The organism is Dickeya poaceiphila (assembly GCF_007858975.2).
GTDB classification, from domain to species: Bacteria; Pseudomonadota; Gammaproteobacteria; order Enterobacterales; family Enterobacteriaceae; genus Dickeya; species Dickeya poaceiphila.
The window spans coordinates 727,896-752,564 of record NZ_CP042220.2 but is presented as its reverse complement, the minus strand read 5'-3'; the positions used below and the strand labels follow the sequence as shown (position 1 = coordinate 752,564).

Below are 24,669 nucleotides of genomic sequence, written 5' to 3'. Positions count from 1 at the left end.
GCATTATCAGGCAATTTGCACTTAACATCGTATTTTTGCATTATAGAGTAAATTATCGCATGAACAATATGCGATTCTTATCACAAAAAGATGTTGACTCAGTGTTATGTCGAAATATATTTAATATGCCTCACAAAAAAGAATGCCATTTTTGTTCATGATAAACTGCCACACGGCATTATTAATGCAAATTTGCATTCATATACCCAAAATAATTCGAGTTGCAGGAAGGCGGCAAGTGAGCGAATCCCGATGAGCTTACTCAGGTAAGTGATTCGGGTGAGCGAACGCCGCCAACACACCTGCAACTTGAAGTATGACGGGTATACATCAGGGATTGTCGAATATACCCGAAGTAATAGCGTAATAATGCCAACGCACCTGCAACTTGAAGTATGACGGGTATATATATCCAGAACCATAATGGGTGGGAGAAAATGATGAATCGCTATCAGCACGCGCTGTTATTATCCTTCATGACGCTGGGCGCTTTTGCCAGCAGCAACACCATTGCCGCCAAAACACAAATTACTTTTTTATACAGCGACGACGACCCGGAACTGGTCCATTTTATGGAACAGAAGGTGAAGACGTTTTCACAAAACAACGATCATATTGACGTGAATTTCGTCAGCACCGGCTATAACGCGTTGCAAACCCAACTGCCGATGCAACTGGCAGCCGGTCTGGGACCGGATATCGCTAAAACCACCCAGATGGGCCTGCTCTCCTACACCCTCGACCTGCGCCCTTATCTGGCCGACCCTGCCGGGTTTGAAAAACGCTACGGCGCCGGCATTGAAAAAATTATGCGCATCAAAGGGGTACACAAGGATAACGCGCTGCCCGGCTTTGTCGCCTCCTGGACTGCCGACCTGCCGTTCGTCAACGTGACGTTATTCCAGCAAGCCGGCGTGCCGCTGCCGCAACCGGGTTATACCCTGGAACAACTGATGCAGGCGTCGAAACAGGTTGCAGCCAAAACCGGCGTCGCCATTCCCTTTACCATCGACCGCAGCGGTTTTCGCTTCTCCGGCCCGGCATACTCCTACGGCACGCGCTACGACAAAGACGGCCAGATTAATTTCCCGGACGCCGCTGCGCAGGCGTGGATCAAAGACCTGAAACGTTGGTCAGACGAGGGGATTTTCCCGCGTGAAATGTGGGGCGCCGCCGGCGGCGGTCAGTACAAGAGCATGGCGGACGACTTTGTGAATGGCAACATCGTCACCTATTTTTCCGGCAACTGGCAGTTGAACCAGTTCAGCAAGCAGATTGGCAACGGTTTCGACTGGAAAATGCTGCCCGCTCCCTGCAAGGAAAAATGCATTTCGATGGGCGGCGCCACCTTCATCATGCCGTTCAAAACCAGCAAGCACCCGAAAGAAGTGGCGGAGTTCATGGAATGGCTGGGCAGCGACGCTATCCAGCGTGAAATCGCCGAGCACTTCAACATCATCGTCGGCGCCGATATTCCGGATCTGCACTACCAGACTAAAGATCAGCACGTTATCGACGGGTTGAACACCGCCCGCGCCGAGATAGCCAAGATCCCGGCTTATGTGTTCGATTGGGAAAAAATGGAAAGTCTGGGCGGCAACGAGCTTTACCCGATCATCCTGACCCGTTTTACCCAGTACCTGAACAATCAGGTGTCGTATGACGAGTTCCTGCGCCTGACGGAAAACGACGTGAAACGGCTCAATCAAACCATCGTCGCCAACCGGCAACAGCAGAAAGCCCAGTAACGCAACGGTATGGAACACCCGCTGATTCATCTACCTTTCGATGGCGACGCCCCGTTTGACTGGCAGACGGAAAATGCCGTCTGCCAGCAACGCTGGCCGGATGAAGACCGTTTTCTGGTCGTCACCGGCACCTTCACCCGGTTGTTGTGCTGGCGGCAGGGACGGCTGCAACGCTATGGCGGCAACCTGTTTCCGGTGGGCGACCCGGCCAGTCAGGCACGGCTTGGGCTGTGGGGCGTGCAGGCGATGCTACAGGCGGTGGAAGGCATAACGCCGCTGACGCCACTAGCTGATACCTTGTTTGCCCGTTTCAACCACCACATTGAACAGGTGGTGGACTGGTCGAAGCTGGCGCAGGCCGATGATTACGCCGCGCTGGCCGCCGACATTCTCGCGCAGCCGGACGACGCACTGGCGGTGCCGCTGCTGCAACGCTGCGCCGGTGAACTGGCGGCGCTGCTAAGGGTGCCCGAAGCGCCCCCGCTGGAACAAGTCTGCTTTAGCGGCGCGCTGGCGGCGGCCTGTCTCCCCTATCTTGCTCAGGAGAGCCGCTTATGACCGCAACCACCGCATCTGATGCCAGTAAAACACCTTATGCCGATGAAACGCTGTACGCCGGTGTTGATGGCGGCGGTACCGGCTGCCGGGCGCGTATTTATCGGGCTGACGGCACGCCGCTCGGACAAGGTGCCGGAGGCCGCGCCAATCTGTTGCTGGACGTGGAAACGGTGCGTCAGGCGGTAGACGAAGCCCTGCTGCACGCGCTGAAACACAGCGGATTGAGTGAACAGGACCGTGCGCGTCTGCACGTTGGGCTGGCATTGGCTGGCGCGGAACACCGCAGCGCTTATCAGGCGTTTCTGGCCTTGCCGCACGCCTGCGCCGCGCAGGTGCTGAATACCGATGCGTTGGGGGCCTGCCTGGCAGTCAATCAGGGGGATGACGCCGGCGTGGTCATCGCCGGCACCGGTTCCTGTGGGCTGGCATGGCATCAACACATCATCACCGCCTACGGCGGCCACGAATTCCCGATATCCGATCAAGGCAGCGGCGCACGTCTTGGGCTGGCGGCCCTGCAATACTTATGGGGCGTCAGGCAAGGTTGGGCTACGCCGTCGGCATTCAGTCGGCAACAGGCGCTACCGTTTGATAACGACGCAGACGCTACAACCTGGCTGAAGCAGGCCAAACCGGGCGACTACGCCCGCTTCGCCCGGACAGTGTTTGACTGCGCCCGTCAGGGCGATGCGCTGGCAACCAGCCTGCTGCAACAGACCGCCCGCGAGATTGAAGGGCTGCTGGCGGCAGTGGCTGAACATGCACCACCCCGCCTGTCGCTGATGGGCAGCATCGGCTTGCATATCCGGCCCTGGCTGTCCGAAACATGGCAACAACGGTTGTCACCCCCCAATGGCGACGCGCTGGACGGCGCACGGCTGCTCGCGGTACACGGCTACGCGCTCTACGCCTGACGTTCTTGTTCTCTGATCGCAAGGCGCGCGAAGGTAACGCGTGCCTGTAAAATGCCCAACGGAAACGGCGCAACGGCGATACACTCCACGTCTCTTCTCCCTCTGCCTCCCCCTGCAATATCTGACTCATCATCCCCTGATGCGTCAAACGCACTTTTTTAGCGCTCCCTTCCCTCACCAAAATTGTTATGTTATAACATTAAAATAAACAGGAGGGTGATGTGACCAGTCTTTACGCTTTTTCCGCCGTGGCCCGGCTGGGTATCGCCAGTGTTTTACTGGCGTTGTTATGGGGTTTGATTTCCTGGGCGGTAGCGCTGGCATGATTGCATTACATACGCTGACGTTTGGCTATCCGGGCCAGCCCCCGTTGGGTACGCTGAACGGTTGCTTTGAAAGCGGTTCGCTGACCGCGATTATCGGCGCTAACGGCACCGGTAAATCTACCCTGCTCAAAACGCTGGCGGGTCTGTTGCCGCCGCTTGGCGGTCATTTCTGCATGGCCGCGCCGTCGCGTCGCCAGTTGAGTTACCTGCCGCAACTGGCTGAATTTGATCGCCAGTTTCCGCTCAGCGTCAACGATCTGGTGCTGATGGGGTGCATCCCGCACTGCGGCATGTTTGGCCGTATTTCCGGCGCATGGCGAAAAAAAGCCCTCGACGCACTGGATACCGTCGGTATGGCGGAATTCGCTCAGGCGCACATCGGCACGCTTTCTGGCGGCCAGTTACAGCGGGTGCTGTTTGCCCGGCTGCTGGTGATGCAGTCACCGGTGATCCTGCTGGATGAACCCTTTACCGGTATCGATGCCCAGACCACCCGCACCCTGCTGGCGGTAATCCAGCAATTGCATCACCAAGGGCGCACCATTCTGGCGGTACTGCATGACCTGGAACAGGTAGAAGCCCATTTCCCCCGCGTACTGATGCTCCGCACCGAAGGTCACTGCTGGGGCGACAGCCACGACGTGCTGCCCACCTCATCTTTCGCTGCCCCTGCGCCGCAACTGAGGCTGGTGCCATGACGCTGCTGCATCTGTTGACTGAACCGTTCGGCGATTTCGGTTTTATGCGCCGGGCGCTGGTGGGCTGTCTGGCGCTGACGCTGAGCGCCGCGCCGCTCGGCTGTTTTTTGTTGCTGCGCCGTATGAGCCTGATCGGCGATGCGCTGTCTCACGCGGTGTTACCCGGCGTGGCGATAGGCTACCTGATTTCCGGCATGTCGCTGGTAGCGATGGGTGTGGGCGGCTTTATCGCCGGGCTGGCGGTGGCGATGCTGTCCGGCGTGGTCAGCCGCCATACCGAACTGAAGGAAGACGCCAGTTTCGCCGGGTTCTATCTCGGTTCGCTGGCGCTGGGCGTCACCCTGGTATCGCTGCGCGGTTCCAGCGTCGATCTGCTGCATGTGCTGTTCGGCTCTATTTTGGCTATCGACGCCAATGCGCTGATCACCATCGGCATGATTAGTTCCTGTTCAGTGCTGGTGCTGGCGTTGATCTACCGGGCGCTGGTGATCGAATCGTTCGATGTCACCTTCCTGAAGATCCTGTCGCGCCGGTCACGAGCACTGATCCACGGCCTGTTTCTGTCGCTGGTGGTGCTGAATCTGGTAGCAGGCTTTCAGTTGCTCGGCACGCTGATGGCGGTCGGCATGATGATGCTGCCCGCCGCCTGCGCCCGTTTCTGGACCCAGCGCCTGCCGGTCATGCTGCTGACCGCGGTAGGCATCGGCGCTGGCGCCAGTCTGGTAGGGCTGACCTGGTCTTATTACGCCGACCTGCCCGCCGGCCCGGCGGTAATCCTCACCACGACGTTGTTGTTCTGTTTTTCGGTTCTGTTCGGTTCCAATGGCGGCATGTTGCGTAGGCGCCGCTGACACCTGATGGTTTTGCATGACAATTTTGCATGACAAACACGCTAAGAGGAAAAAATGAAACGTTCTATTTTGATTATGGCGCTGTCCAGCCTGCTGCTAAGCCCACTGGCAATGGCAAAGGCGTTGAATGTGGTGGCAAGTTTTTCGGTGCTGGGCGACATGGTCAGCCAGATTGGCGGTCAGCACGTACACGTCACCGATTTGGTGCAGCCGAACGGCGATCCGCATGAATTCGAGCCATCGCCAAAAGACAGCAAAACCCTGGCGCAGGCCGACGTGGTGTTCGTCAACGGGCTGGGGCTGGAAGGTTGGCTGGACCGGTTGGTTAACGCTTCCGGCTACAAAGGCGAGGTGATCACCGCCTCCACAGGCATCAAGACGCTGAAAATGGAAGAAGACGGCAAAACGGTAACCGACCCGCACGCCTGGAACAGTATGAAAAACGGCATCACCTACGCCCACAACATCGTTAATGCACTGGTGAAAGCGGACCCGGAACACGCCGACGACTACCGCAAACAGGGCGATAGCTACATTCAGCAGTTACAACAGTTGGATAACTACGCTACCCAGACGTTTGCCGCCATTCCCAAAGAAAAGCGCAAAGTGCTGACCAGTCACGACGCGTTTGGCTATTTTGCCGCCGCTTACGGCGTACAGTTCCTGTCGCCTGTCGGTTACTCCACCGAGTCGGAAGCCAGCAGCAAAACCGTGGCTAAACTGATTAATCAGATCAAGAAAGAGCATGTGAAGTTGTACTTTATTGAGAACCAGACCGACCCACGGCTGGTGAAGCAGATTGCTGATGCCAGCGGCGCGCAGCCGGGCGGCGAGCTGTACCCGGAAGCGCTGACCGACAGCAACGGCCCTGCCGCCACTTACACCGCGGCGTTCAGGCACAATGTCGATACCATCGCAGTCGGCATGAAATAAATCATCAGGTTGCCCGGTATCGCCGGGCAACCGGCAACCGTATAGCTATCCTCCACTCTGTGCCCTCCGCACCACGCTCCCCCGTTCCTGCCGCGCCACAAATCCGATTATCGTCCGATAGCCCCTTATTTCGGTTTCGATTATGCTGATGGCGCGCGTTAACTCTGCGGTTCATCGTGCGGATTCATACAGCATTCGCCCCGCCGACAGCACCGAGAAACTCTGTTCACATGAAGGAAGACTATGTTGAAATTCGGCGTATTTTGCGGTTCCGCCCCCGGAAACAATGTGATTTACCAGCAACAAACGCAAGCTCTGATCCGTTATCTGGTCGGCCACAACGCCGGAATTGTCTACGGCGGCGGAAAAGTAGGCCTGATGGGGCTGGTGGCGGATACCGCACTGGCCTGCGGCGGCCAGGTAACCGGGGTTATCCCAAAACATTTGGTGGATAAGGAGCTGGCGCACCCGGCGCTGACCGAACTGGTGATCACCGAAGACATGCACGCACGCAAAGCGAAAATGGCGGCGCTGTCAGACGTGTTTATCGCGCTGCCGGGCGGTGCCGGTACGCTGGAAGAGATCATCGAACAGTGGACCTGGGCGCAGTTGGGCCTGCACCACAAAGCCTGCATCCTGTTCAACGTCAACGGTTACTATGACGGCTTTATCGATTTTGTCACCCGAACCGTTCAGGATGGCTTCATGAAGCAGGATTATCTCGACATGCTGATCATTTCAGACCGCCCCGAAACGGTGCTGGACAAGGCGCTGTCTTATCAGCCGCCCAAAGCCAAGTGGGATAAATAACCGTATCGACAGGCGAAAACCGCCGCTCAGCGGTCTGCCACGTTGACCAGTTGCAACGTAAACGGCTGCGCCCGCAACTGACGTTCCACCTCCGGCGACAATGCGCTGTCGGTGATGATATCGGTCAGTTCAGACAACGGCGACACGCAAAACAGCGAGTAAGCGCCATATTTGCTGCTGTCAGCCAGTAACACCCGGCGGCTGGCGTTCATGCCCAGATCCTGCTTGATGCCGGCTTTTTCTTCGGTGGGTGTGGTGACGCCTTTCTCCAGACTCCAGGAGTTGCAGCTGATAAATGCAATATCCGGATAGATACTGCGCAGTAAACGGCGGCCATGCTCACCGATGCACGACTGGCTGCTGTCGTCGATACGTCCGCCAATGATCGTCACTTCAATCTGTTTGAACTCTGAGAGAAACAACGCTATCTGCAAATCGGCGGTAATCACCCGCAGCGGCAGATGCGTCAGGTTGCGCGCCAGCTCCAGCATGGTGGTGCCGGCATCCAGCACCACTGCGTTGCCCGGCTGCACCAGCGTCGCCGCCTGTCGCGCGATGGCTTGTTTCTCCACCAGGCTACGTTGCAGCTTTTCATTGGTGGTCGGCTGAGAAGGGATAAAGCGATTAAGCGTCACCCCGCCGTGGCTACGGCTGATGACGCCCTGCTCGTCGAGCTTGATCAAATCGCGGCGAATCGTCGCCGGGGACGCATCAATAACCGTCACAAGTTCATCCACCGTCACCAGATTATGGCTTTTCAGATAATCCAGAATCTGATCGAGACGGCTTTGTCCTCTCACTCGTTCTCCAGTTACACGCAACGTATCAGTCAATGTGTACCCCACAACGTATTCAACAGGTTCCCTACCGCAAATTCTATCAGGCTAGTTGCATCGCCAGTTTGATGGAGATCGCCATGCTGTCAGACTTCGCTTTACCTGTCCAGGCGATATCAAACGCAGTGCCATGATCCGCCGAAGTGCGGATAAACGGCAGCCCGGCGGTGATATTCACGCCATCATAAAAGCCCAGCAGCTTGAGTGGAATATGGCCCTGATCGTGGTACATCGCCACCACCATATCGTATTGCCCCTCGTACGCTTGCAGGTAGACGGTATCCGGCGGGCACGGGCCGTAAGCGTCGATGCCTTTGGCTTTCATCGCCTCGATGGACGGGCCAACAATCTTGATCTCTTCGTCGCCGAACAGACCATTTTCGCCCGCGTGCGGGTTCACCCCGGCTACGGCGATGCGCGGCGCCTGATAACCGACGCGTTTCAGGAAGGTATCCGCCATGGCAATCACGGTTTCCACCCGATCACGGTTAAGCGTATCCAGGAATTTACGCAGCGCAATGTGGGTAGTGACGTGAATCACCTTCAGTTTGTCGGTGTACAGCACCATGGCGTAGTCACGGCTGTGGGTCAGCTTCGCCAGCAGTTCAGTATGCCCCGGATAGAGGTGCCCGGCGGAGTGCAACGCTTCCTTGTTAAGCGGCGCGGTGGCGATAGCATGAACCTCACCGGCCATCGCTAATTCGGTCGCACGCTTCACACAACGATACGCCAGATCGCCTGCTTGTGGCTGCACCACCCCTTGCTTCAGGCCTTGCGGGTCGTCCAGCGGTTCGTTGATCACGTTGATAACGCCGGGAGCGAAATGGGCATCGGCAGGACGCTCGATTTCATTGAGCTCCACCTGCGGTACAACACCTAACGCCAGAATACGGCGCAGCGTCTGTACGCAGCCCACCACCACCGCCGGCGCGCCGGACAGTTCACCTTCGGCCAACGATTTGATGATGATTTCCGGACCGATGCCAGCCGGGTCGCCCATGGTTACCGCAATAATTTTACTCACACACGCTCTCCTCAATAAAACGCAATACATTCAGCAGGGTGGCCTCATCGCCAAACCCGCCCGCTTTCGTCATGACAGGAATATCCCCAACCAGACTGTCCAGCAGATGCCCCCAGGGTACACAAGAAGCAATCTGCCCTTTAATGCGAAATCCGCTGGCCTGCAGCGTCGTTGCCGCGGCAATGGCGATATCCCCGCCGGATAAATAGAGTCCGCCCGGCTGCTGACGCTGCACAATGCGCCGCGTCAGTTCCCCCAGTCGGCGACTGATAGTCTCGCCCAGTTGCTGGCGGCTCATGCCGTAGCGCTGGCACAGCGCGTCCACCTCAAATCGCTGGTTATCATCGCGGCAGGTACGAATTACGCAATGGTGACCCGCCGCTAGTTCCGCCGCCGCCTGCTGACTGATCTGCACCAGCAAGCTGTCGCCAGCCGCCAGTAATCCGGCAATATCCACATCGATTAGCTGAACATTCGGTCGCTGGCTGACTGCATTAATCTGCAATTGAGCGATTTCACTCATCGAACCAATCACTGCCAGCAAGGCGCGGCAGGAGGCCGGAAACGTCAGATGCTGCGCCAGCGCCTCGCTCAACCCAGCCGAGCCAACCAGCAACGGCTTTTCTGCCAGTTGAGCCGCGGCGTGAATAATATGGTCAAGATCCTGGCGGCACTCAGCATCCAGCACCACCAGCCGCACGCCGCTATCGCTTAGCTGTTGCAGGCGTGTCGCCAGCTTGTCGTCACGAACCTCGTTCAGGGACAGCGTCGTCTGAGACAGTGCCGTCTGTTCTGCCAGACGCTCACCAACGGACGCCGAGCGCACCGGCGTTTTCGGGTCGCTGGCGAATTCGGTGTCGGTCAGCACTCTGCCGTGCACCCATACCTGACCGCCACGAGTGATACGGCCCAGCGCCGGTGCGGCAGGTGCAATCAATGCCAGCGATAAACCCGCTGCGTTGAGCGCGGCTTCAATTTCCGCGCCTGGATTGCCGCGCAGGGTAGAGTCCACCTTTTTGACAATCCAGCCGCGCGCACCGGTTTTGCACCACTGCGCCACCGCTTGCGCGGTGCGCTCCGCCGCCAGTGAAGCCGCGACGGCACGGCTGTCGGTATTCACCACCAGCGCGTCATCCGACTGCCCGGAATGGATCGCCGCGGCGTCAAACATCACATTTACCCGCGCCCCCTGCAGCGCCAGCCCGACGCCCGCATCGTTCGCGCCGGTGAAGTCATCTGCCACCACCATTACCTGGGTCAATTCACGCCCGTCCGGCATAGCCGTTCTCCATCAGTTCCATCACCTGCATTTGATTATATTAAATCACGATTGATTATATGTGAACAAAATCAAATTATTCAAAACCAATTTCACCTATAAATTAGTCCACAGAATGCGAGAAAAACGATTTTTTTCTATCAATAAGTAGATATGTGATTGAAAAAAATCAGACCTATCCAGCTGAAGTCACAGCAAAAAGACAAGGTACCAGTATGAATATCAACAGCACCCTCATCAGCGGTTATCAGGCACTTCAGGATCTGAGTTATCTCCTGCACGGCAGGCAGCACGTACTGTTGGTGACGGACAAAAATATCGTGGGGCTGGCCGGGGTACAGGCCCTGATTGCGCAATTAAAGGCAGGCGTGCCGCAACTTTCCCTGATTGATAACGTGCCAGCCGAACCCAGCCAGCATGACGTTGCCGCCGTACTGCAACAGCTGCCGGCCACGCAGCCGGATCTGGTGGTCGGCGTGGGCGGCGGCAGCGTACTGGACGTTGCCAAGCTGCTGTCGCTGCTGTGCTCCGGTGAAGAAGGCATCACGCTCGATAGTTTGCTGGAAGGCCGCAAGCCGACACGACGCACCACCTCGCTGCTGATTCCAACCACTGCGGGCACCGGTTCCGAAGCCACGCCGAATGCCATTTTGGCTATTCCGGAAAAAGAAACCAAAGTCGGGATTATCACCCCGGTGATGCTGCCGGATTACGTGGCGCTGGTGCCGGAGCTGACCACCAGTATGCCGGCGCACATCGCCGCCTCAACCGGCATTGACGCGCTGTGCCACCTGATCGAATGCTTCACCGCCACCATCGCCAACCCGGTGGCCGACAACTATGCGCTGATCGGCATGAAAAAGCTGTTCGCCAACATCGATACCGCGGTGAACGAACCTTCCAATCTGGAAGCGCGCCTGAATATGCTGTGGGCCTCCTACTATGGCGGCGCGTCTATCGCCCACTCCGGCACCCATCTGGTGCACGCCATGTCTTATCCGTTAGGCGGCAAATACCACATTCCACACGGGGTGGCGAACGCCATTTTGCTGGCGCCTTGTATGCGCTTTGTTCAACACGCTGCGGCGGAAAAATTCGCGCAAGCCTATGACCTGCTGCCGGATGCCAACCCGTCGCTCACCACCGAACAAAAAGCCGCCGCATTGGTGGACTACTTCACCGCGCTGGTGAAACGCCTGAATCTGCCATCTTCGCTGCAGCAACTGGGGATAAGCCCGGATCACCTGCCGTATCTGGTGGAATCCGCACTGCAGGTACAGCGGCTGATGAAAAACGTCCCGACTGCCGTGACGGCACAAGACGTTCACGCCATTTATTCAACGCTGTTTTAACCGTGGGTTTTCACCATTTGTTTTAACAAATGGTTGAACTACGTGTTTAACAACGTCGCTCTGGATGATGAAGATAACGAGGAACAATAACGATGACTAAAGCGATTACAGGCGTATTGACAGCAATCGTCACGCCTTTTGACCATCAGGGGGAGTTCAGCCCCGCCGCCATGCGCCAGCAGGTTCAACGCCAGATGCGCTACGGCAACGGCATTTTCTGTAACGGCACCAACGGTGAATTCTTTGTATTGCACACCGATGAGAAAGTGGCCGTTACCGAAACTTGCGTCAATGAAGCCGCAGGTAAGGTGCCGGTCGTCGCACATATCGGCGAAATCTCTACCCGTGAAACCATCAAGCTCGGTAAACGCATCGCTGCGCTGGGCGTGGATGCGGTATCCGTGATCACCCCGTATTTCGTGCCGCTCAAACAAAGCGAGCTGATCGACCACTACCGTGCCGTGGCAGACGCGCTACCGGTGCCGGTGTTCATGTACAACATTCCGGCTCGTACCGGCAATACGCTGCAACCGGAAACGGTGCGGATTCTGGCCGAGCACCCGAACATCATCGGCATCAAGGACAGCGCCGGCAGCTACGAAAGCCTGAGCGGTTTCCTGCAGGCCGTGAAAGATATGCCGAACTGCGACGTGCTCAACGGCCCGGATTCGCTGATCCATCAGGGGTTTGTCGATGGTTGTTCCGCCTGTATTTCCGGTCTTGCCAACGTGGCGCCCAAAGCCATCAGCGAGATCTGGCATCGCTTCCACGCCGGAGATATTGAAGGCTCCCGTCAGGCGCAGGAACAGGTGAGTGAACTGCGTAAAACGCTCTACGCGGTAGCGTTCTCACCTGCTGTGGTGAAAAAAGCGCTGGTACTGATGGGGCAGGACGTGGGCGTCAGCCGCTACCCGATTGCGTTCTCAGCACAAGACGAAGAGACCATTCGCGCCATCATCGCACCGTTCGCTGAGTGAATAAAAACAAACTTCTACAGCTACAGGATCGAAAACCATGAACCATTTTGATCTGACAGACACACTGATTATCGTTGGGATAATTGTGTGCTATATCGCCCTCACCTCCTGGCTAACCCTGCGCCTGCGCAGTAACTCCAACGCGGAGTTCATGGAAGGCTCACGCGCGCTGCCGGCCTTTATCGTCGGCATCCTGCTGATGACCGAATTTATCGGCGCCAAGTCTACGGTCGGTACCTCGCAAGCCGCCTTTGAAAGCGGTATCGCGGCCTCCTGGTCGGTGATCGGCGCCGCCATCGGCTTCCTGCTGTTCGGGATGATTCTGGTGAAAAAGATCTATAACACCGGGAAAATCACCATTTCTGGCGCTATCGCCGAACGTTACGGCAATACCACCAAAAACATTATTTCCATCATCATGATCTACGCACTGCTGCTGGTTAACGTGGGTAACTACGTCAGCGGCGCGGCGGCCATCTCCACCGTGCTGAAAGTCAGCCTGCCGGTAGCCGCACTGATTACCGCCATCGTCAGTACCTTCTATTTCTACTTCGGTGGTATTAAAGGCGTTGCCTACGTCACGCTGATCCACAGCGGTCTGAAGTACATCGGGGTGATGATCATTCTGTTCGTGGCGCTGAAAATGACCGGCGGCATCACGCCGATGGTCGAGAAAATGCCGGAATTTTACTGGACCTGGGATGGATCTATCGGCGCCAGCACCATCGGTGCGTGGCTTATCGGCACCATCGGCTCCATTTTCTGTACCCAGTTCGTGATTCAGGCTATCGCCTCCACTAAAGATGAAAAATCCGCCAAACGTGCGACCTGGATTGCGTTCCTGTTCTGTATGCCGATCGCCATTGCGATTGCCATCATCGGTGTCGCCGCCAAATTCGTACACCCGGAAATCAAGAGCCTGTACGCGTTGCCCATCTTCCTGCAGGACATGAACCCGTGGCTGGCTGGTGTGGTCACCACCTCGCTGGTCGCTTCTATCTTCATCAGCGTGAGTACCGTGGCGCTGGCTATCGCCTCGCTGATCGTGAAAGATTTCTATGTGCCGTACTGCAAACCAACGCCGGAAAAAGAGTTCAAGATGACCCGCGTGTTCTCGCTGATCATCGGCTTCCTGCCGCTGGTGTTCGTGCTGCTGGTGCCGGAAGTACTGAAACTGTCGTTCTTCACCCGTGCGATTCGTCTGTCGATTTCCGTGGTGGCGATGGTCGCCTTCTACCTGCCGTTCTTCAGTAGCGCCCGTGGCGTCAACGCCGGGCTGATCCTGTCCTGCGTGGTCACCTCAGTCTGGTACATTATGGGTAACCCGTTCGGCATCGATAACATGTACATTGCGCTGGCGACCCCGGCTGTGGTGATGGTCATTGACCGCTTGATTCCTAATAACGCGGCTAAAACCCAACAGCACACCGAATCATCCGTACCTCATTCTGGAGTATAAGTAGTCATGACGACCGAAACTATTACCATTGAACGTGACGGGCTGGTCCGCCAGGCAGAAGGCGACAGCCAACGTCTTGACGCCTACATCCCGTCAGAATGCCCGCAGAACCACGCCTCTAACCTGCTGCATCTGCCTGACGGCGATGTGCTGTGCGTCTGGTTCGGCGGCACCCAGGAAGGGGTGTCGGACATATCGATTTATCTGTCACGGCTGGTGAAAGGGAGCGGGCAATGGACGCCTGCTGTCAAGCTCTCCGACGACCCGACCCGTTCCGAGCAAAACCCGGTGCTGTTTCTGGCACCGGACGGCGTACTGTGGTTACTGTACACCGCGCAGAAATCCGGCAATCAGGATACCGCTATCGTGCGTTACCGCCAGTCGCTGGATCAGGGCTACACCTGGGGTGAAATTGGCGTACTGCTGGAACAACCCGGCACCTTTATCCGCCAGCCGATTACCGTGCTGCCCAACGGCGACTGGCTGCTGCCGGTGTTCTACTGCCGCGTCCAGCCGGGTGAAAAGTGGGTTGGCAACGACGACATCAGCGCGGTGAAGATTTCAAGCGATCGCGGACAAACCTGGCGTGAATCGGTGGTGCCGAACAGCACCGGCTGCGTGCACATGAACATCACCCTGCTTAAAGACGGCACCCTGTTGGCGCTGTTCCGCAGCCGCTGGGCCGATTTCATCTACCGTAGCCACTCTACCGACGGCGGTGAAACCTGGTCTGAGCCAGAGGCGACAAATCTTCCGAACAACAACTCGTCGATTCAGGTAACCACGCTGGACAATGGTCATCTGGCGCTGGTGTTCAACGCCATGAACGCCGATGGCGCCACCGAGCGCCGTCTGTCGCTGTATGACGAAATCGAAGATGAAGAAGAGAGCGATGCCAAAATGCCGGAAATCGCCACCGGACGCAGCGCCTTCTGGGGCGCGCCACGTGCGCCGATGACACTGGCGATTTCTGAAGACGGTGGGAAAACCTGGCCGTGGCAGCGCAATCTGGAAGTGGGTGACGGTTACTGCATGACCAACAACTCAACCGAGAAACGCAACCGCGAGTTCTCCTACCCCAGCATCAAACAAGGGCCGGACGGCAAATTGCACATCGCGTTTACCTACTTCCGCCAGGCGATTAAGTACGTCTGCGTCAGCGAAGCGTGGGTTAAAGGCTAGCCCTCTGCCTCCCTCCCTCTTGCAGGGAGGGAGATTCTTACCGCTTCACGTCTACTTGCTAAGGAACCACTTATGATCGCAGGTAATCTGAATCATCTGCCACTGGCAACGTTGCCCGAACCGCTGTGGCGCATTCTTTCCGGCTTCACGCTGGCGCAGTTGAACGCGCTGCCGGAAGGTAAATACCAGCCGGAGGGTGTGGACTGGTTCTACTCCATCGGCACGGTATCCACCGCCCCGAAAGCCGAACGCCATACCGAATTCCATCGCCGTTTTCTCGATATTCAGTTGATTCTGGAAGGGGAAGAGATCATCGGCTACGACCTGAATGACGCAGGTGATCGCGCCGCCACCGAACGCAAACCGGACCTGTTCATTCTGGAGCAACCGCAGGTACCGCACGCCATTCAGCTGGCCGCCGGGGATTTCGTCACCTTCTATCCGGGTGAACCGCATCAGGCGCTGTGTGCCATCAACGACCAGCCTGCCCCGGTGAAAAAAGCGGTGTTCAAGGTGCCGGTCGAATTACTGCACGCGCAGGGGTAAACGTATGTCAGAACAAAAACAGGCGGTGATCACCGGCAGCAGTTCCGGTATCGGCGCCGCTATTACCGCTACCCTGTTAGCGGCGGGGTGGAAGGTTATCGGGCTGTCGCGTCAACCTAGCCCGCATCAGCATCCGAACTTCACACATTATCCGCTGGATATCACCGATACGCCTGCGCTCTGCGCCTTGCTGGACAGCCTGAATACCGTCGATGCGGTGATCCACGCTGCCGGGGTAATGAAAGCCGCTACGCTGGGCACACTGTCATACGCCGACAGTGAGCAATTATGGAAGCTGCACATTCAGGTGGCCGAAGTGCTGGCCGACCGGCTGGTGAGCAAGCTGCCGCAGGGTGGCCGCATCGTCCTGCTGGGCAGCAGAACCTCCAGCGGTGCCGCCGGACGGAGTCAGTATGTCACCACCAAATCAGCGATGATTGGTATGGTGAGAAGCTGGGCCGCAGAGCTAGCGCCGCGCGGCATCACCGTGAATATCGTGGCACCGGGCGCTACCGAAACACCGATGCTCAACCAGCCAGGAAGACAAAGTTCGCCGCCGAAACTGCCGCCGATTGGCCGGTTTATCCAGCCGCAGGAAGTGGCGGATCTGGTGGCGTATCTGCTGTCGCCTTCGGCATCGGCCATCACCGGGCAACAACTGGTGATCTGCGGCGGTGCCTCGTTATAACGCCGCTATGCTACTGCCTCGTGGTAACCTGGCCACACAGCGCTATGCCGTGTGGCCAGGACGCACACCTATTCCTTCGTCGATTCATTCAGATATTCAGCGGCTGGCGACGCTCAACGCTAGTCGCGGAGTTCTACTGCCCCTCATCGAGTCGGCGCTCATCGAGTCAGAATTCATCGAATCAGCAATCGTAAAGCGACTAACGGACTGCTTCAATTCCTGCGAATGCGTTTCCAGATAGGTGGTATCCGTCGCGGTTTGTTCAACCATCGCGGCATTCTGCTGCGTTGTGCGCTCCATGTCGGCCAGCGACCGGGCAATCTCCTGCGTGGCGACAGACTGTTCCGCCGAGGTGTCCGCTATCTTGCGGATAAACTCGCTCGACAGATCAACCGCCTGATTAATTTTCTGCATCACTTCAGATGCCTGATTGATTTCATCGTATCCCTCGCCGATTTTCCCTGATGACGCATCAATTAAGTTTTTTATCTGATGCGCCGACGCGGTGGTTTTCTGCGACAAGGTGCGGATTTCAGCTGCAACGACCGAGAACCCGCGACCAACCTCTCCTGCACGCGCCGCCTCCACCGCGGCATTAATCGCCAGAATATTGGTCTGGAACGCAATATCCTCAATCACTTTAGTAATCGACGAAATACTGTCTGAATGCTGTTTGATGTTTTCCATCGTATTCACGATCTTACTCACCAGCTGGTAGCCCTGATGCGTTTCATTCGCCACGTTTTCAGATAACTGGCTTGCCTGTCTGGCGCTGGCGGCGTTGTCCTTCACCGATTCCGACACCTGCCCCATCGCCGCCGAGGTTTGCTGCAATGCCGAAACCTGCATATCGGTACGTTGCGACAACGCCACACTGCTTTTGCTGATATTCTCGCTGGCGACCGTCACGCCATCGGCATGTTCCAATACATTAGCGACAATAGAAATTAATGACTGGCGCATAGTTTCGATAGCTGCCATCACACTGTGCTGATGTTTATCGTTAATGATGGTTTTTTCCGCCAAATTACCGGATGCGATTGCACGGGTCATCGTCAGTAATACCGCAGGCTCTGCGCCCAACGCCTGAAAAATTCGGTGGCGAGTGGTAAACATCGCTAAAGCGCCCAGTAAGATAGCGACGATTAAAATAATCGGCATAGCCACGGAAAAATACCTTGCCGTGTCTCTTGCCGTATTCGTTAACTGGTTATTTTGTGCAGCCTCATAATTAATAAAAGCATTCACATCAGCCAACCACTGCACAAATGCACCCCGCCCTTCACTCAATAACAGATTACGTGCAGACTCCGTATTTCCTTCATTCTTCAAAGCAATCAATCTGGCAATAATTGCGCTGGTTTTATTATTCGACTGCTGTATGTTTTGATATAAATTTTTTTCTTGTTCAGATATAGCAAACTGGCGCAACATCGCATTAAGCTTAACATCCGACTGTTGATAGATAGAATCCAGTTCATTGATATTGTTTATTATTTTATATTTTTCTTGTTGATCAACTATCAATAAATCCCGTACCGCAATTGACCGATCATGTACGCTGCCTCGTAAATTCACTGCATAGAATTGCTTAACACTATTTTCATCATTAACTTCAGTTAATATATTGCTAATATGACGAATAGTGATCAGACCCGAAATACCTAACAAGACACTCACTAATATAGGAATAATAAAACCGACTACAATTTGTCTTTTTACCGTCATGGTATTTTTCATGTATCCTCCGATGCCAACCTAATCGTGTAGAAATTATCTCAACAGGCATGATGCACGCTATTTGGACACAGGAGTAAAGAGAAAACCAGAATGTACACATAGTACGTGATGATTTCTGGCTCTGCTCAGGTCACAAATAGCAAATAAAATAGCCTGTGAGATAAATGATTACCGTATTTTTTAATAACCATCATGTTTTAATAACTATCATGATTTCATTTTATACTAAGCCAAATTGGCATCATAATCGATAGGGCAGAGCATCGGATCACACTATTAATACAATTGGGATAATTGATATATATCGGACATACTTCAATAGATAAGGCGTGTTGGCTTTATTATCGGGAGTGTTAGAAATTCTGTGTCATTCCAGTAATATACAATCAAAAAGGAATGACATATGTCCCAGCCCTTCGATTTCGATAAAGCGCTTAAAGCCCTCCAGTCCGGTCAGGCATTAACGGGCAAAGATGGTATCTTAACGCCTTTAATCAAACAGTTAACGGAAGCTGCCCTCTCTGCGGAACTGGACTCTCATCTGGCTCAGGACGTTGAAGCTAACCGTAAAAATGGCTCCGGCAAAAAGACCATTAAAGCCCCGACGGGCAGCTTCGAACTGGCGACTCCGCGCGATCGTAATGGCACTTTTGAACCCCAGTTGGTGAAAAAACATCAGACCACGTTATCCGACGAGATCGAACACAAGATCATTCGCCTGTTTGCACTGGGGATGAGCTATCAGGACATTAGCCGGGAGATCGAAGATTTATATGCCTTCAGCGTGTCCACTGCCACCATCAGTGCAGTAACCGATAAAGTCATCCCTGAACTAAAACAGTGGCAACAGCGCCCGCTGGAGCAGGTTTATCCCTTCGTCTGGCTGGACGCTATTCACTATAAAATTCGGGAAGATGGCCGCTATCAGAGCAAAGCGGTTTACACCGTGCTGGCCCTGAATCTGGAAGGTAAAAAGGAAGTTCTGGGCCTGTATCTGTCAGAAAGTGAGGGGGCTAACTTCTGGCTGTCGGTATTAAGCGACCTGCAAAATCGCGGTGTTAAAGACATTCTGATTGCCTGCGTGGACGGGCTGACCGGCTTCCCAGAGGCAATAAACAGCATTTATCCGCAGACGGAAGTGCAGTTGTGCGTCATTCATCAGATACGCAATTCGATTAAATATGTGGCCTCAAAGCACCATAAAGCCTTCATGACCGACCTGAAGCCAGTCTACCGTGCAGTGTCAAAAGAAGCGGCCGAAATGGCACTGGATGAGCTGGAAGCGAAATGGGGGTTGCAGTATCCGGTGGTGCTCCAGTCGTGGCGACGCAAGTGGGACAATCTGTCAGCGTACTTCCGCTATCCGGCAAATATCCGCAAAGTCATTTACACCACAAATGCTATCGAATCGGTGCACAGACAGTTCAGGAAGCTGACCAAAACCAAAGGTGCTTTCCCGAATGAAAACAGTCTGTTGAAGCTGCTTTATCTGGGGCTGATGAACGCACAGGAAAAATGGACAATGCCCATCCAGAGCTGGAATTTGACATTGTCACAGTTGGCCATTTATTTTGAAGGGCGACTAAATAACGTGATGACGCTGTAGAATTTTTAACGTGACACAGAATTCTGAACGCTCTCTTATTATCCTCTTCCCGTCATTTTGCCACGTAGCGACAGCGCGTTCAGCACTCAAGTTAATCTCTGCGACCCGAATAGTATTTGATATCGATGGGCACACATCATCCCTTATCGACAAATGCCCGGTAGCTCTCCAGCAATTCCAGAAAATCCTCCAGACCGCACAACGACAGGCTTTCTTCGTCGTAATAGCTCATGCCTTCTTCCAGCTCATCGGTTTCAATCGCCAGTTGGTTGGCGCGCACCATCACCTCTTCGCTGTCCAGCAATAACGTGTATTCGTGACCCATGCGTTCCCACTGACGCTCGCTACCGGCCAGTTCACGAACTGCGGCTTCCACTTCATCCAGCACCGCCTGCTGACCTTTGACTTCTTCATTCAGCCAGTGCCCTACTGCTTCATGGCCCATCGACATCCGGACAATCACCTGCCCGGTTACATCACGCAAAAACTCATAGTCCACGATCATTCTCCTCTGCCTGATTCGCTATCGCCTGCCACAACAGTAAAAAAAGGGAGACCTTTCGGCCTCCCTTCCTGTTAATTCCAACGAACTATAGCGGTTTACACGGCAGTCTGGAAGATCACCTTGTCCGCTTTGTTGGTGTACTGCTGCAACTGGTCAAAGTTCAGATAGCGGTAAGTATCATCCGCCGTCTTGTCCACTTTCTCCATATATTGCTGGTACTCTTCCGGCGACGGCAGACGACCCAGCAGCGAGGCGACCGCCGCCAGTTCAGCCGAGGCCAGATAGACGTTCGCACCCGTACCCAGACGGTTCGGGAAGTTACGCGTCGATGTTGACACCACGGTCGAGCCGTCTGCCACACGCGCCTGGTTACCCATGCACAGCGAACAACCAGGGATTTCAACACGAGCGCCGTTCTTGCCGAATACGCTGTAATAGCCTTCTTCGGTCAGCTGTGCGGCGTCCATGCGGGTCGGCGGAGCCACCCACAGGCGGGTCGGCAGCTGCCCTTTATTCTGATCCAGCAGCTTACCGGCGGCACGGAAGTGACCGATGTTGGTCATACAGGAACCGATAAACACTTCATCGATCTTATCGCCCTGCACCGTGGAGAGCAGGCGCGCATCGTCCGGATCGTTCGGCGCACACAGAATCGGCTCTTTGATCTCGTTCAGATCGATGTCGATCACCGCGGCATATTCGGCATCGGCATCAGCTTCCAGCAGTTGCGGGTCAGCCAGCCATTTTTCCATCCCCTGCACACGACGCTCCAGCGTACGGCGATCACCATAACCTTCGGCAATCATCCACTTGAGCAGAACGATGTTGGAGTTCAGGTACTCGATGATCGGTTCTTTGTTGAGCTTAATGGTACAGCCCGCCGCAGAACGCTCCGCCGAGGCATCGGTCAATTCGAACGCCTGCTCCACTTTCAGGTCCGGCAATCCTTCGATTTCCAGAATGCGACCAGAGAAGATGTTTTTCTTGCCTTTCTTCTCTACGGTCAACAAGCCCTGTTTAATCGCGTAGTACGGAATAGCATGAACCAGATCACGCAGGGTAATCCCCGGCTGCATTTTACCGGTAAAACGTACCAGCACCGATTCAGGCATATCCAGCGGCATTACGCCGGTTGCTGCGGCAAACGCCACCAGACCGGAACCTGCCGGGAAGGAAATCCCAATCGGGAAACGGGTGTGGGAATCACCACCGGTACCCACCGTATCTGGTAGCAACATGCGGTTCAGCCAGGAGTGGATCACACCGTCGCCTGGGCGCAGCGACACGCCGCCGCGATTCATGATGAAGTCCGGCAGAGTGTGATGGGTATTAACATCGACCGGCTTCGGATAAGCAGCGGTATGGCAGAAGGATTGCATCACCAAATCGGAAGAGAAGCCCAGGCAAGCCAGGTCTTTCAGTTCGTCACGGGTCATCGGACCGGTGGTATCCTGAGAACCGACCGAGGTCATTTTCGGCTCGCAGTAAGCGCCAGGGCGAATGCCCGCGACACCGCAGGCGCGGCCAACCATCTTCTGCGCCAGTGAGAAACCACGGCTGCTCGCCGCCACGTCTTTAGCATGGCGGAACACATCGCTGTGCGGCAGGCCGAGCGATTCGCGCGCTTTGGCCGTCAGACCACGACCGATAATCAACGGAATACGGCCACCTGCGCGTACCTCATCCAGCAGTACATCGGTTTTCAGCTCAAAACTCGCCAGCAACTCGTTACTGTCGTGGTGACGGATTTCGCCCTTGTACGGGTAGACATCAATCACATCGCCCATATTTAGTTTGGTGACATCCACTTCGATAGGCAGCGCACCGGCATCTTCCATGGTGTTGAAGAAGATCGGCGCAATTTTACCGCCCAGCACCACGCCACCAGCACGCTTATTCGGCACGTTCGGGATATCATCACCCATGAACCACAGTACCGAGTTAGTCGCGGATTTACGGGAAGAACCGGTGCCGACCACGTCGCCGACGTAAGTCAACGGGAAGCCCTTCTTGCTCAGCGCCTCGATCTGCTTGATTGGGCCGACAGCGCCGGGTTGATCCGGCTCGATGCCTTCACGGGCATTTTTCAGCATTGCCAACGCGTGCAGCGGGATGTCCGGACGCGACCAGGCATCCTGTGCCGGGGACAAGTCATCGGTATTGGTTTCGCCGGTCACCTTGAATACCGTGACGGTGATTTTTTCCGACAGCTGAGGACGGGACAGGAACCACTCGGCATCCGCCCAGGATTTAACTACCTGCTGCGCGTGGGGATTGCCGGCTTTGGCTTTTTCTTCCACATCATAGAAATTGTCGAACATCAGCAGGGTGTGAGACAGGGCTTTGGCGGCGACCGGAGCCAGGGCGGGGTTATCCAGCGCTTCGATCAGCGGCTGAATGTTGTAGCCGCCTTGCATGGTGCCCAGCAGCTCAGTCGCTTTTTCTGGGGTGATGAGGGGAGAAACCGTCTCGCCTTTGGCGATGGCAGCCAGAAAACCGGCTTTAACATAAGCCGCCTCATCAACGCCCGGCGGCACACGATTGACTAATAAATCGACTAAAAACGCTTCTTCTCCGGCAGGTGGATTTTTCAACAACTCCACCAGTGCCGCCATTTGCGAAGCCTCTAACGGTTTGGGTACGATCCCTTGTGCAGCCCGCTCGGCTACGTGCTTGCGATAATCTTCTAGCACGACGTTCTCCTCGCTCTCATTGTCTAATTATGTCCGGCGCTCAGTTCCAGCTTTAGGCTGATTATCAGCGTATGGATAGGTAAGGTCAGAGTGCCCGATCCAGCCTGCTGAGCATATCAGAATTCAAACCGATTGTTAATTCGTTTACATTAAGGCAACATTTTGCAAATACGTTGTCTTTAGAGGCACTGCTACGTTCAGCAACATAATCCAGACATCCTGACTCATCTCAGCATAGCAGTTAGCAACAAAATCAAACATCGGTTACCCCACAGAAACGATAAGGATACAGAAAGAAAGTGAAGGGGTCAGCGTCGCCCAAGCCGTCAATATTGCCAGTTACACCAGTACGGCTAACGTTACTACCGCACAGTCCCACTCCAGAGCAGTTAACAACACTACGACCGAAACAAAACTACGTCCGAAACAAAACTACGTCTGAGAAACTTGATGAAAAATCGCTATGCTTCGCGCGTCATTCGCGGCATTGTCTTCTTTCTTATTTAAGCCACACTACAAATATCGTTATGTCGAACTATCCCAGTATAACCGCCCAACTGGCGCGCCTGATTATCACCACCCAGCCGGATGCCACCACCCTTGATCTTGCTCGCAGCGGGGTAACGGATTTCCTCGCCTGCGCACTGCCGGTCTGGCACGGTGCAGTTGTAGACAGTGGGCTTGCGCCGCTGAAATCGGTCTATCCCGACCACAACAGTCAGAATCGCAGCCTGCTGCTAGGCTATGCCGGTCACGCACTGGATTTTGACGATTTTCACTCAGGGTTTCGCGGCCACCCCAGCACAGTTATTCTGCCGGCGTTGCTGGCACTGGCTGGCGAGCAACCAACGCTTACGCCAGCGCATTTTCTCACCGCCTATGTTATCGGCGTGGAAACCGCAGGAAGGCTGGGGCTGGCAGCAGGGCCTCGCCATTACAGTCTGGGCTATCACAATACCGCCACGTTAGGCGCCATCGCCGCAGCCGCTGCGACCTGCCGCCTGATCGGCGCCACGCCAGACCAAACCGCCAATGCGTTGGGGCTGGCCGCCTCACAAGCGGCCGGGCTACGCGCACAGTTCGGCTCTGCAATGAAACCACTGCACGCAGGACTGGCGGCAAGGGCTGGGTTAAGCGCCGCTCAATTGGCATTGGCTGGGTTCCTCGGCAATCACGACACCGTGCTGGATGCGTTTCTCGCTGCTCACGGCGACGGCCAGCACCACAACGACGCGTTGATAGCCGATTGGGGCAAACCATGGCGCATGGTTTCTCCAGGGTTGACCTTCAAGCGTTATCCCACCTGCGGCGGCACTCACAGCGCGGCGGAAGCGACATTTATCCTGAGAACGCAGTGGTTGGCACGTTATGGGCAACAGCCAGACGCTCTGCCAGACACTATCGACCACATTACGGTAATGTTCCCGCCGGGTGGCGACGCAGCGCCGTTTATCCGGAAGGCCACTACCGGTGTCGAAAGCCGATTTAGCCTCGAATACGTGATTGCCGCCGCGTTACTGGAAGGTGAGTTGCGGCTGGATCGATTTACCGAAAAGCGGGTTGATCCCGAAATTGCGGCGCTGGCCGATAAGGTCTCGCGCCAGGCTGACCTTAGTGCACCACCGGATGAACACAATCCAGATGGTCGCTTCCATGACGTCAGCCTGCTGATGAAAGATGGCTCACATCTTGACGCCAGAGTCACTTGGCAGCAAACCGCAGCCGTAAAAACAGATGTTGCGGCTAAACTGCGTCAGACACTAAGTCTGATGCCGTGGCTACCGGCTGACGACGTGATCAGCCATAGCCAGTTGCGCACGCCCGGCGCACTTGCAGCGCTGGTTCGGCTGCTGTCATAGCTGGCAGCAACTCGTCAGGTAGCACAACAACCGACCAGGGAGGACGCAACTGTTTTTTCGACGGTTTTGCTTATAAACAAAGCAG

General features: G+C 55.5%; 21 protein-coding genes and 1 pseudogene. 15 read left to right on the top strand and 7 right to left on the bottom strand.

Annotated features, from left to right (window positions below; translation table 11 throughout):
• The first annotated feature begins 437 nt into the window (after positions 1–437).
• The 7 genes from Dpoa569_RS03345 (at position 438) to Dpoa569_RS03315 (ending at position 6,838) form a co-directional block, all read left to right on the top strand.
• Positions 438–1,748, top strand: coding sequence for an ABC transporter substrate-binding protein (locus Dpoa569_RS03345; RefSeq protein ID WP_227983114.1), 1,311 nt, complete (start codon positions 438–440; stop codon positions 1,746–1,748).
• Between the two features lie 9 nt (positions 1,749–1,757).
• On the top strand, positions 1,758–2,306 hold the full coding sequence (locus Dpoa569_RS03340) for a glucosamine kinase (protein ID WP_042872704.1): 549 nt from the start codon (positions 1,758–1,760) through the stop codon (positions 2,304–2,306).
• A complete protein-coding gene (locus tag Dpoa569_RS03335; protein WP_050569506.1) occupies positions 2,303–3,220 on the top strand; it encodes a BadF/BadG/BcrA/BcrD ATPase family protein in 918 nt (305 codons plus the stop codon). The genes Dpoa569_RS03340 and Dpoa569_RS03335 overlap by 4 nt, the downstream gene beginning before the upstream one ends.
• A 322-nt stretch (positions 3,221–3,542) precedes the next feature.
• On the top strand, positions 3,543–4,244 hold the full coding sequence (locus Dpoa569_RS03330; protein WP_146411055.1) for a metal ABC transporter ATP-binding protein: 702 nt from the start codon (positions 3,543–3,545) through the stop codon (positions 4,242–4,244).
• Positions 4,241–5,095: a metal ABC transporter permease gene (locus tag Dpoa569_RS03325; RefSeq protein WP_042874075.1), complete on the top strand. Its 855-nt coding sequence runs from the start codon at positions 4,241–4,243 to the stop codon at positions 5,093–5,095. Before Dpoa569_RS03330 ends, Dpoa569_RS03325 begins: the two co-directional genes overlap by 4 nt.
• Positions 5,096–5,149: 54 nt before the next feature.
• Positions 5,150–6,028, top strand: coding sequence for a metal ABC transporter substrate-binding protein (locus tag Dpoa569_RS03320; RefSeq protein ID WP_042872705.1), 879 nt, complete (start codon positions 5,150–5,152; stop codon positions 6,026–6,028).
• A 243-nt stretch (positions 6,029–6,271) separates the two neighbouring features.
• Complete coding sequence (locus tag Dpoa569_RS03315) at positions 6,272–6,838, top strand: LOG family protein (RefSeq protein WP_042872707.1); 567 nt, start codon at positions 6,272–6,274, stop codon at positions 6,836–6,838.
• Positions 6,839–6,864: 26 nt separating this feature from the next.
• On the opposite strand, the gene Dpoa569_RS03310 is transcribed toward Dpoa569_RS03315, so the two are convergent.
• The 3 genes from Dpoa569_RS03310 to dtnK are packed head-to-tail and all read right to left on the bottom strand — an operon-like array spanning position 6,865 to position 9,977.
• A complete protein-coding gene (locus tag Dpoa569_RS03310) occupies positions 6,865–7,683 on the bottom strand; it encodes a DeoR/GlpR family DNA-binding transcription regulator (RefSeq protein WP_042872709.1) in 819 nt (272 codons plus the stop codon).
• 34 nt (positions 7,684–7,717) lie between these two features.
• A complete protein-coding gene (locus Dpoa569_RS03305; protein ID WP_042872710.1) occupies positions 7,718–8,698 on the bottom strand; it encodes a D-threonate 4-phosphate dehydrogenase in 981 nt (326 codons plus the stop codon).
• Entirely contained in the window at positions 8,691–9,977 is a 1,287-nt protein-coding gene (gene dtnK, locus Dpoa569_RS03300; protein ID WP_146411052.1) for a D-threonate kinase, read from the bottom strand. Before dtnK ends, Dpoa569_RS03305 begins: the two co-directional genes overlap by 8 nt.
• A gap of 215 nt (positions 9,978–10,192) precedes the next feature.
• Between dtnK and Dpoa569_RS03295 the strand changes: the two genes are divergently transcribed.
• The 6 genes from Dpoa569_RS03295 to Dpoa569_RS03270 all read left to right on the top strand — a co-directional run bounded on the left by Dpoa569_RS03295 (position 10,193) and on the right by Dpoa569_RS03270 (position 16,181).
• Positions 10,193–11,329: an iron-containing alcohol dehydrogenase gene (locus Dpoa569_RS03295; protein WP_042872712.1), complete on the top strand. Its 1,137-nt coding sequence runs from the start codon at positions 10,193–10,195 to the stop codon at positions 11,327–11,329.
• Between the two features lie 92 nt (positions 11,330–11,421).
• Positions 11,422–12,306, top strand: a complete 885-nt coding sequence (locus Dpoa569_RS03290) for a dihydrodipicolinate synthase family protein (protein WP_042872714.1) — start codon at positions 11,422–11,424, stop codon at positions 12,304–12,306.
• 37 nt (positions 12,307–12,343) lie between these two features.
• Positions 12,344–13,765, top strand: a complete 1,422-nt coding sequence (locus tag Dpoa569_RS03285) for a sodium:solute symporter family protein (RefSeq protein WP_042872715.1) — start codon at positions 12,344–12,346, stop codon at positions 13,763–13,765.
• A gap of 6 nt (positions 13,766–13,771) precedes the next feature.
• Positions 13,772–14,947 (top strand): sialidase family protein, encoded by a 1,176-nt coding sequence (locus tag Dpoa569_RS03280; protein ID WP_042872717.1) that lies wholly within the window; start codon positions 13,772–13,774, stop codon positions 14,945–14,947.
• 72 nt (positions 14,948–15,019) lie between these two features.
• The gene (locus Dpoa569_RS03275; RefSeq protein WP_042872720.1) at positions 15,020–15,493 is read left to right on the top strand and encodes a YhcH/YjgK/YiaL family protein; all 474 of its coding nucleotides are present in this window, start codon (positions 15,020–15,022) and stop codon (positions 15,491–15,493) included.
• A 4-nt stretch (positions 15,494–15,497) separates the two neighbouring features.
• Complete coding sequence (locus tag Dpoa569_RS03270; protein WP_042872722.1) at positions 15,498–16,181, top strand: SDR family NAD(P)-dependent oxidoreductase; 684 nt, start codon at positions 15,498–15,500, stop codon at positions 16,179–16,181.
• 96 nt (positions 16,182–16,277) lie between these two features.
• On the opposite strand, the gene Dpoa569_RS19480 is transcribed toward Dpoa569_RS03270, so the two are convergent.
• Positions 16,278–17,342 (bottom strand): methyl-accepting chemotaxis protein, encoded by a 1,065-nt coding sequence (locus Dpoa569_RS19480; protein ID WP_227983180.1) that lies wholly within the window; start codon positions 17,340–17,342, stop codon positions 16,278–16,280.
• Positions 17,343–17,429: 87 nt separating this feature from the next.
• Positions 17,430–17,909: pseudogene (locus tag Dpoa569_RS19475) on the bottom strand (MCP four helix bundle domain-containing protein); the annotation flags it as partial.
• Between the two features lie 415 nt (positions 17,910–18,324).
• Here Dpoa569_RS19475 and Dpoa569_RS03260 point away from each other — a divergent pair.
• Complete coding sequence (locus Dpoa569_RS03260; protein ID WP_146410909.1) at positions 18,325–19,527, top strand: IS256 family transposase; 1,203 nt, start codon at positions 18,325–18,327, stop codon at positions 19,525–19,527.
• Positions 19,528–19,663: 136 nt separating this feature from the next.
• Here the strand turns inward: Dpoa569_RS03260 and yacL are convergent, their stop codons facing one another.
• On the bottom strand, positions 19,664–20,026 hold the full coding sequence (gene yacL / locus Dpoa569_RS03255; RefSeq protein WP_042874076.1) for a protein YacL: 363 nt from the start codon (positions 20,024–20,026) through the stop codon (positions 19,664–19,666).
• Positions 20,027–20,127: 101 nt separating this feature from the next.
• Entirely contained in the window at positions 20,128–22,725 is a 2,598-nt protein-coding gene (gene acnB / locus Dpoa569_RS03250) for a bifunctional aconitate hydratase 2/2-methylisocitrate dehydratase (protein WP_146411046.1), read from the bottom strand.
• A gap of 527 nt (positions 22,726–23,252) precedes the next feature.
• On the opposite strand from acnB, the gene Dpoa569_RS03245 reads away from it, so the two are divergent.
• Positions 23,253–24,584 (top strand): MmgE/PrpD family protein, encoded by a 1,332-nt coding sequence (locus tag Dpoa569_RS03245; RefSeq protein WP_042872725.1) that lies wholly within the window; start codon positions 23,253–23,255, stop codon positions 24,582–24,584.
• The last annotated feature ends 85 nt before the right edge of the window (positions 24,585–24,669 follow it).

Bases quoted from the DNA above. Each gene is read 5' to 3' on its own strand.
- Dpoa569_RS03320 (WP_042872705.1), top strand. From the start codon at position 5,150: ATGAAACGTTCTATTTTGATTATGGCGCTGTCCAGCCTGCTGCTAAGC.
- Dpoa569_RS03330 (WP_146411055.1), top strand. From the start codon at position 3,543: ATGATTGCATTACATACGCTGACGTTTGGCTATCCGGGCCAGCCCCCG.
- Dpoa569_RS03325 (WP_042874075.1), top strand. From the start codon at position 4,241: ATGACGCTGCTGCATCTGTTGACTGAACCGTTCGGCGATTTCGGTTTT.
- Dpoa569_RS03345 (WP_227983114.1), top strand. From the start codon at position 438: ATGATGAATCGCTATCAGCACGCGCTGTTATTATCCTTCATGACGCTG.
- Dpoa569_RS03290 (WP_042872714.1), top strand. From the start codon at position 11,422: ATGACTAAAGCGATTACAGGCGTATTGACAGCAATCGTCACGCCTTTT.
- Dpoa569_RS03335 (WP_050569506.1), top strand. From the start codon at position 2,303: ATGACCGCAACCACCGCATCTGATGCCAGTAAAACACCTTATGCCGAT.
- Dpoa569_RS03340 (WP_042872704.1), top strand. From the start codon at position 1,758: ATGGAACACCCGCTGATTCATCTACCTTTCGATGGCGACGCCCCGTTT.
- Dpoa569_RS03245 (WP_042872725.1), top strand. From the start codon at position 23,253: ATGTCGAACTATCCCAGTATAACCGCCCAACTGGCGCGCCTGATTATC.
- Dpoa569_RS03315 (WP_042872707.1), top strand. From the start codon at position 6,272: ATGTTGAAATTCGGCGTATTTTGCGGTTCCGCCCCCGGAAACAATGTG.
- Dpoa569_RS03270 (WP_042872722.1), top strand. From the start codon at position 15,498: ATGTCAGAACAAAAACAGGCGGTGATCACCGGCAGCAGTTCCGGTATC.
- dtnK (WP_146411052.1), bottom strand. From the start codon at position 9,977: ATGCCGGACGGGCGTGAATTGACCCAGGTAATGGTGGTGGCAGATGAC.
- Dpoa569_RS03280 (WP_042872717.1), top strand. From the start codon at position 13,772: ATGACGACCGAAACTATTACCATTGAACGTGACGGGCTGGTCCGCCAG.
- Dpoa569_RS03295 (WP_042872712.1), top strand. From the start codon at position 10,193: ATGAATATCAACAGCACCCTCATCAGCGGTTATCAGGCACTTCAGGAT.
- Dpoa569_RS03260 (WP_146410909.1), top strand. From the start codon at position 18,325: ATGTCCCAGCCCTTCGATTTCGATAAAGCGCTTAAAGCCCTCCAGTCC.
- Dpoa569_RS19480 (WP_227983180.1), bottom strand. From the start codon at position 17,342: ATGCCGATTATTTTAATCGTCGCTATCTTACTGGGCGCTTTAGCGATG.
- Dpoa569_RS03285 (WP_042872715.1), top strand. From the start codon at position 12,344: ATGAACCATTTTGATCTGACAGACACACTGATTATCGTTGGGATAATT.
- Dpoa569_RS03275 (WP_042872720.1), top strand. From the start codon at position 15,020: ATGATCGCAGGTAATCTGAATCATCTGCCACTGGCAACGTTGCCCGAA.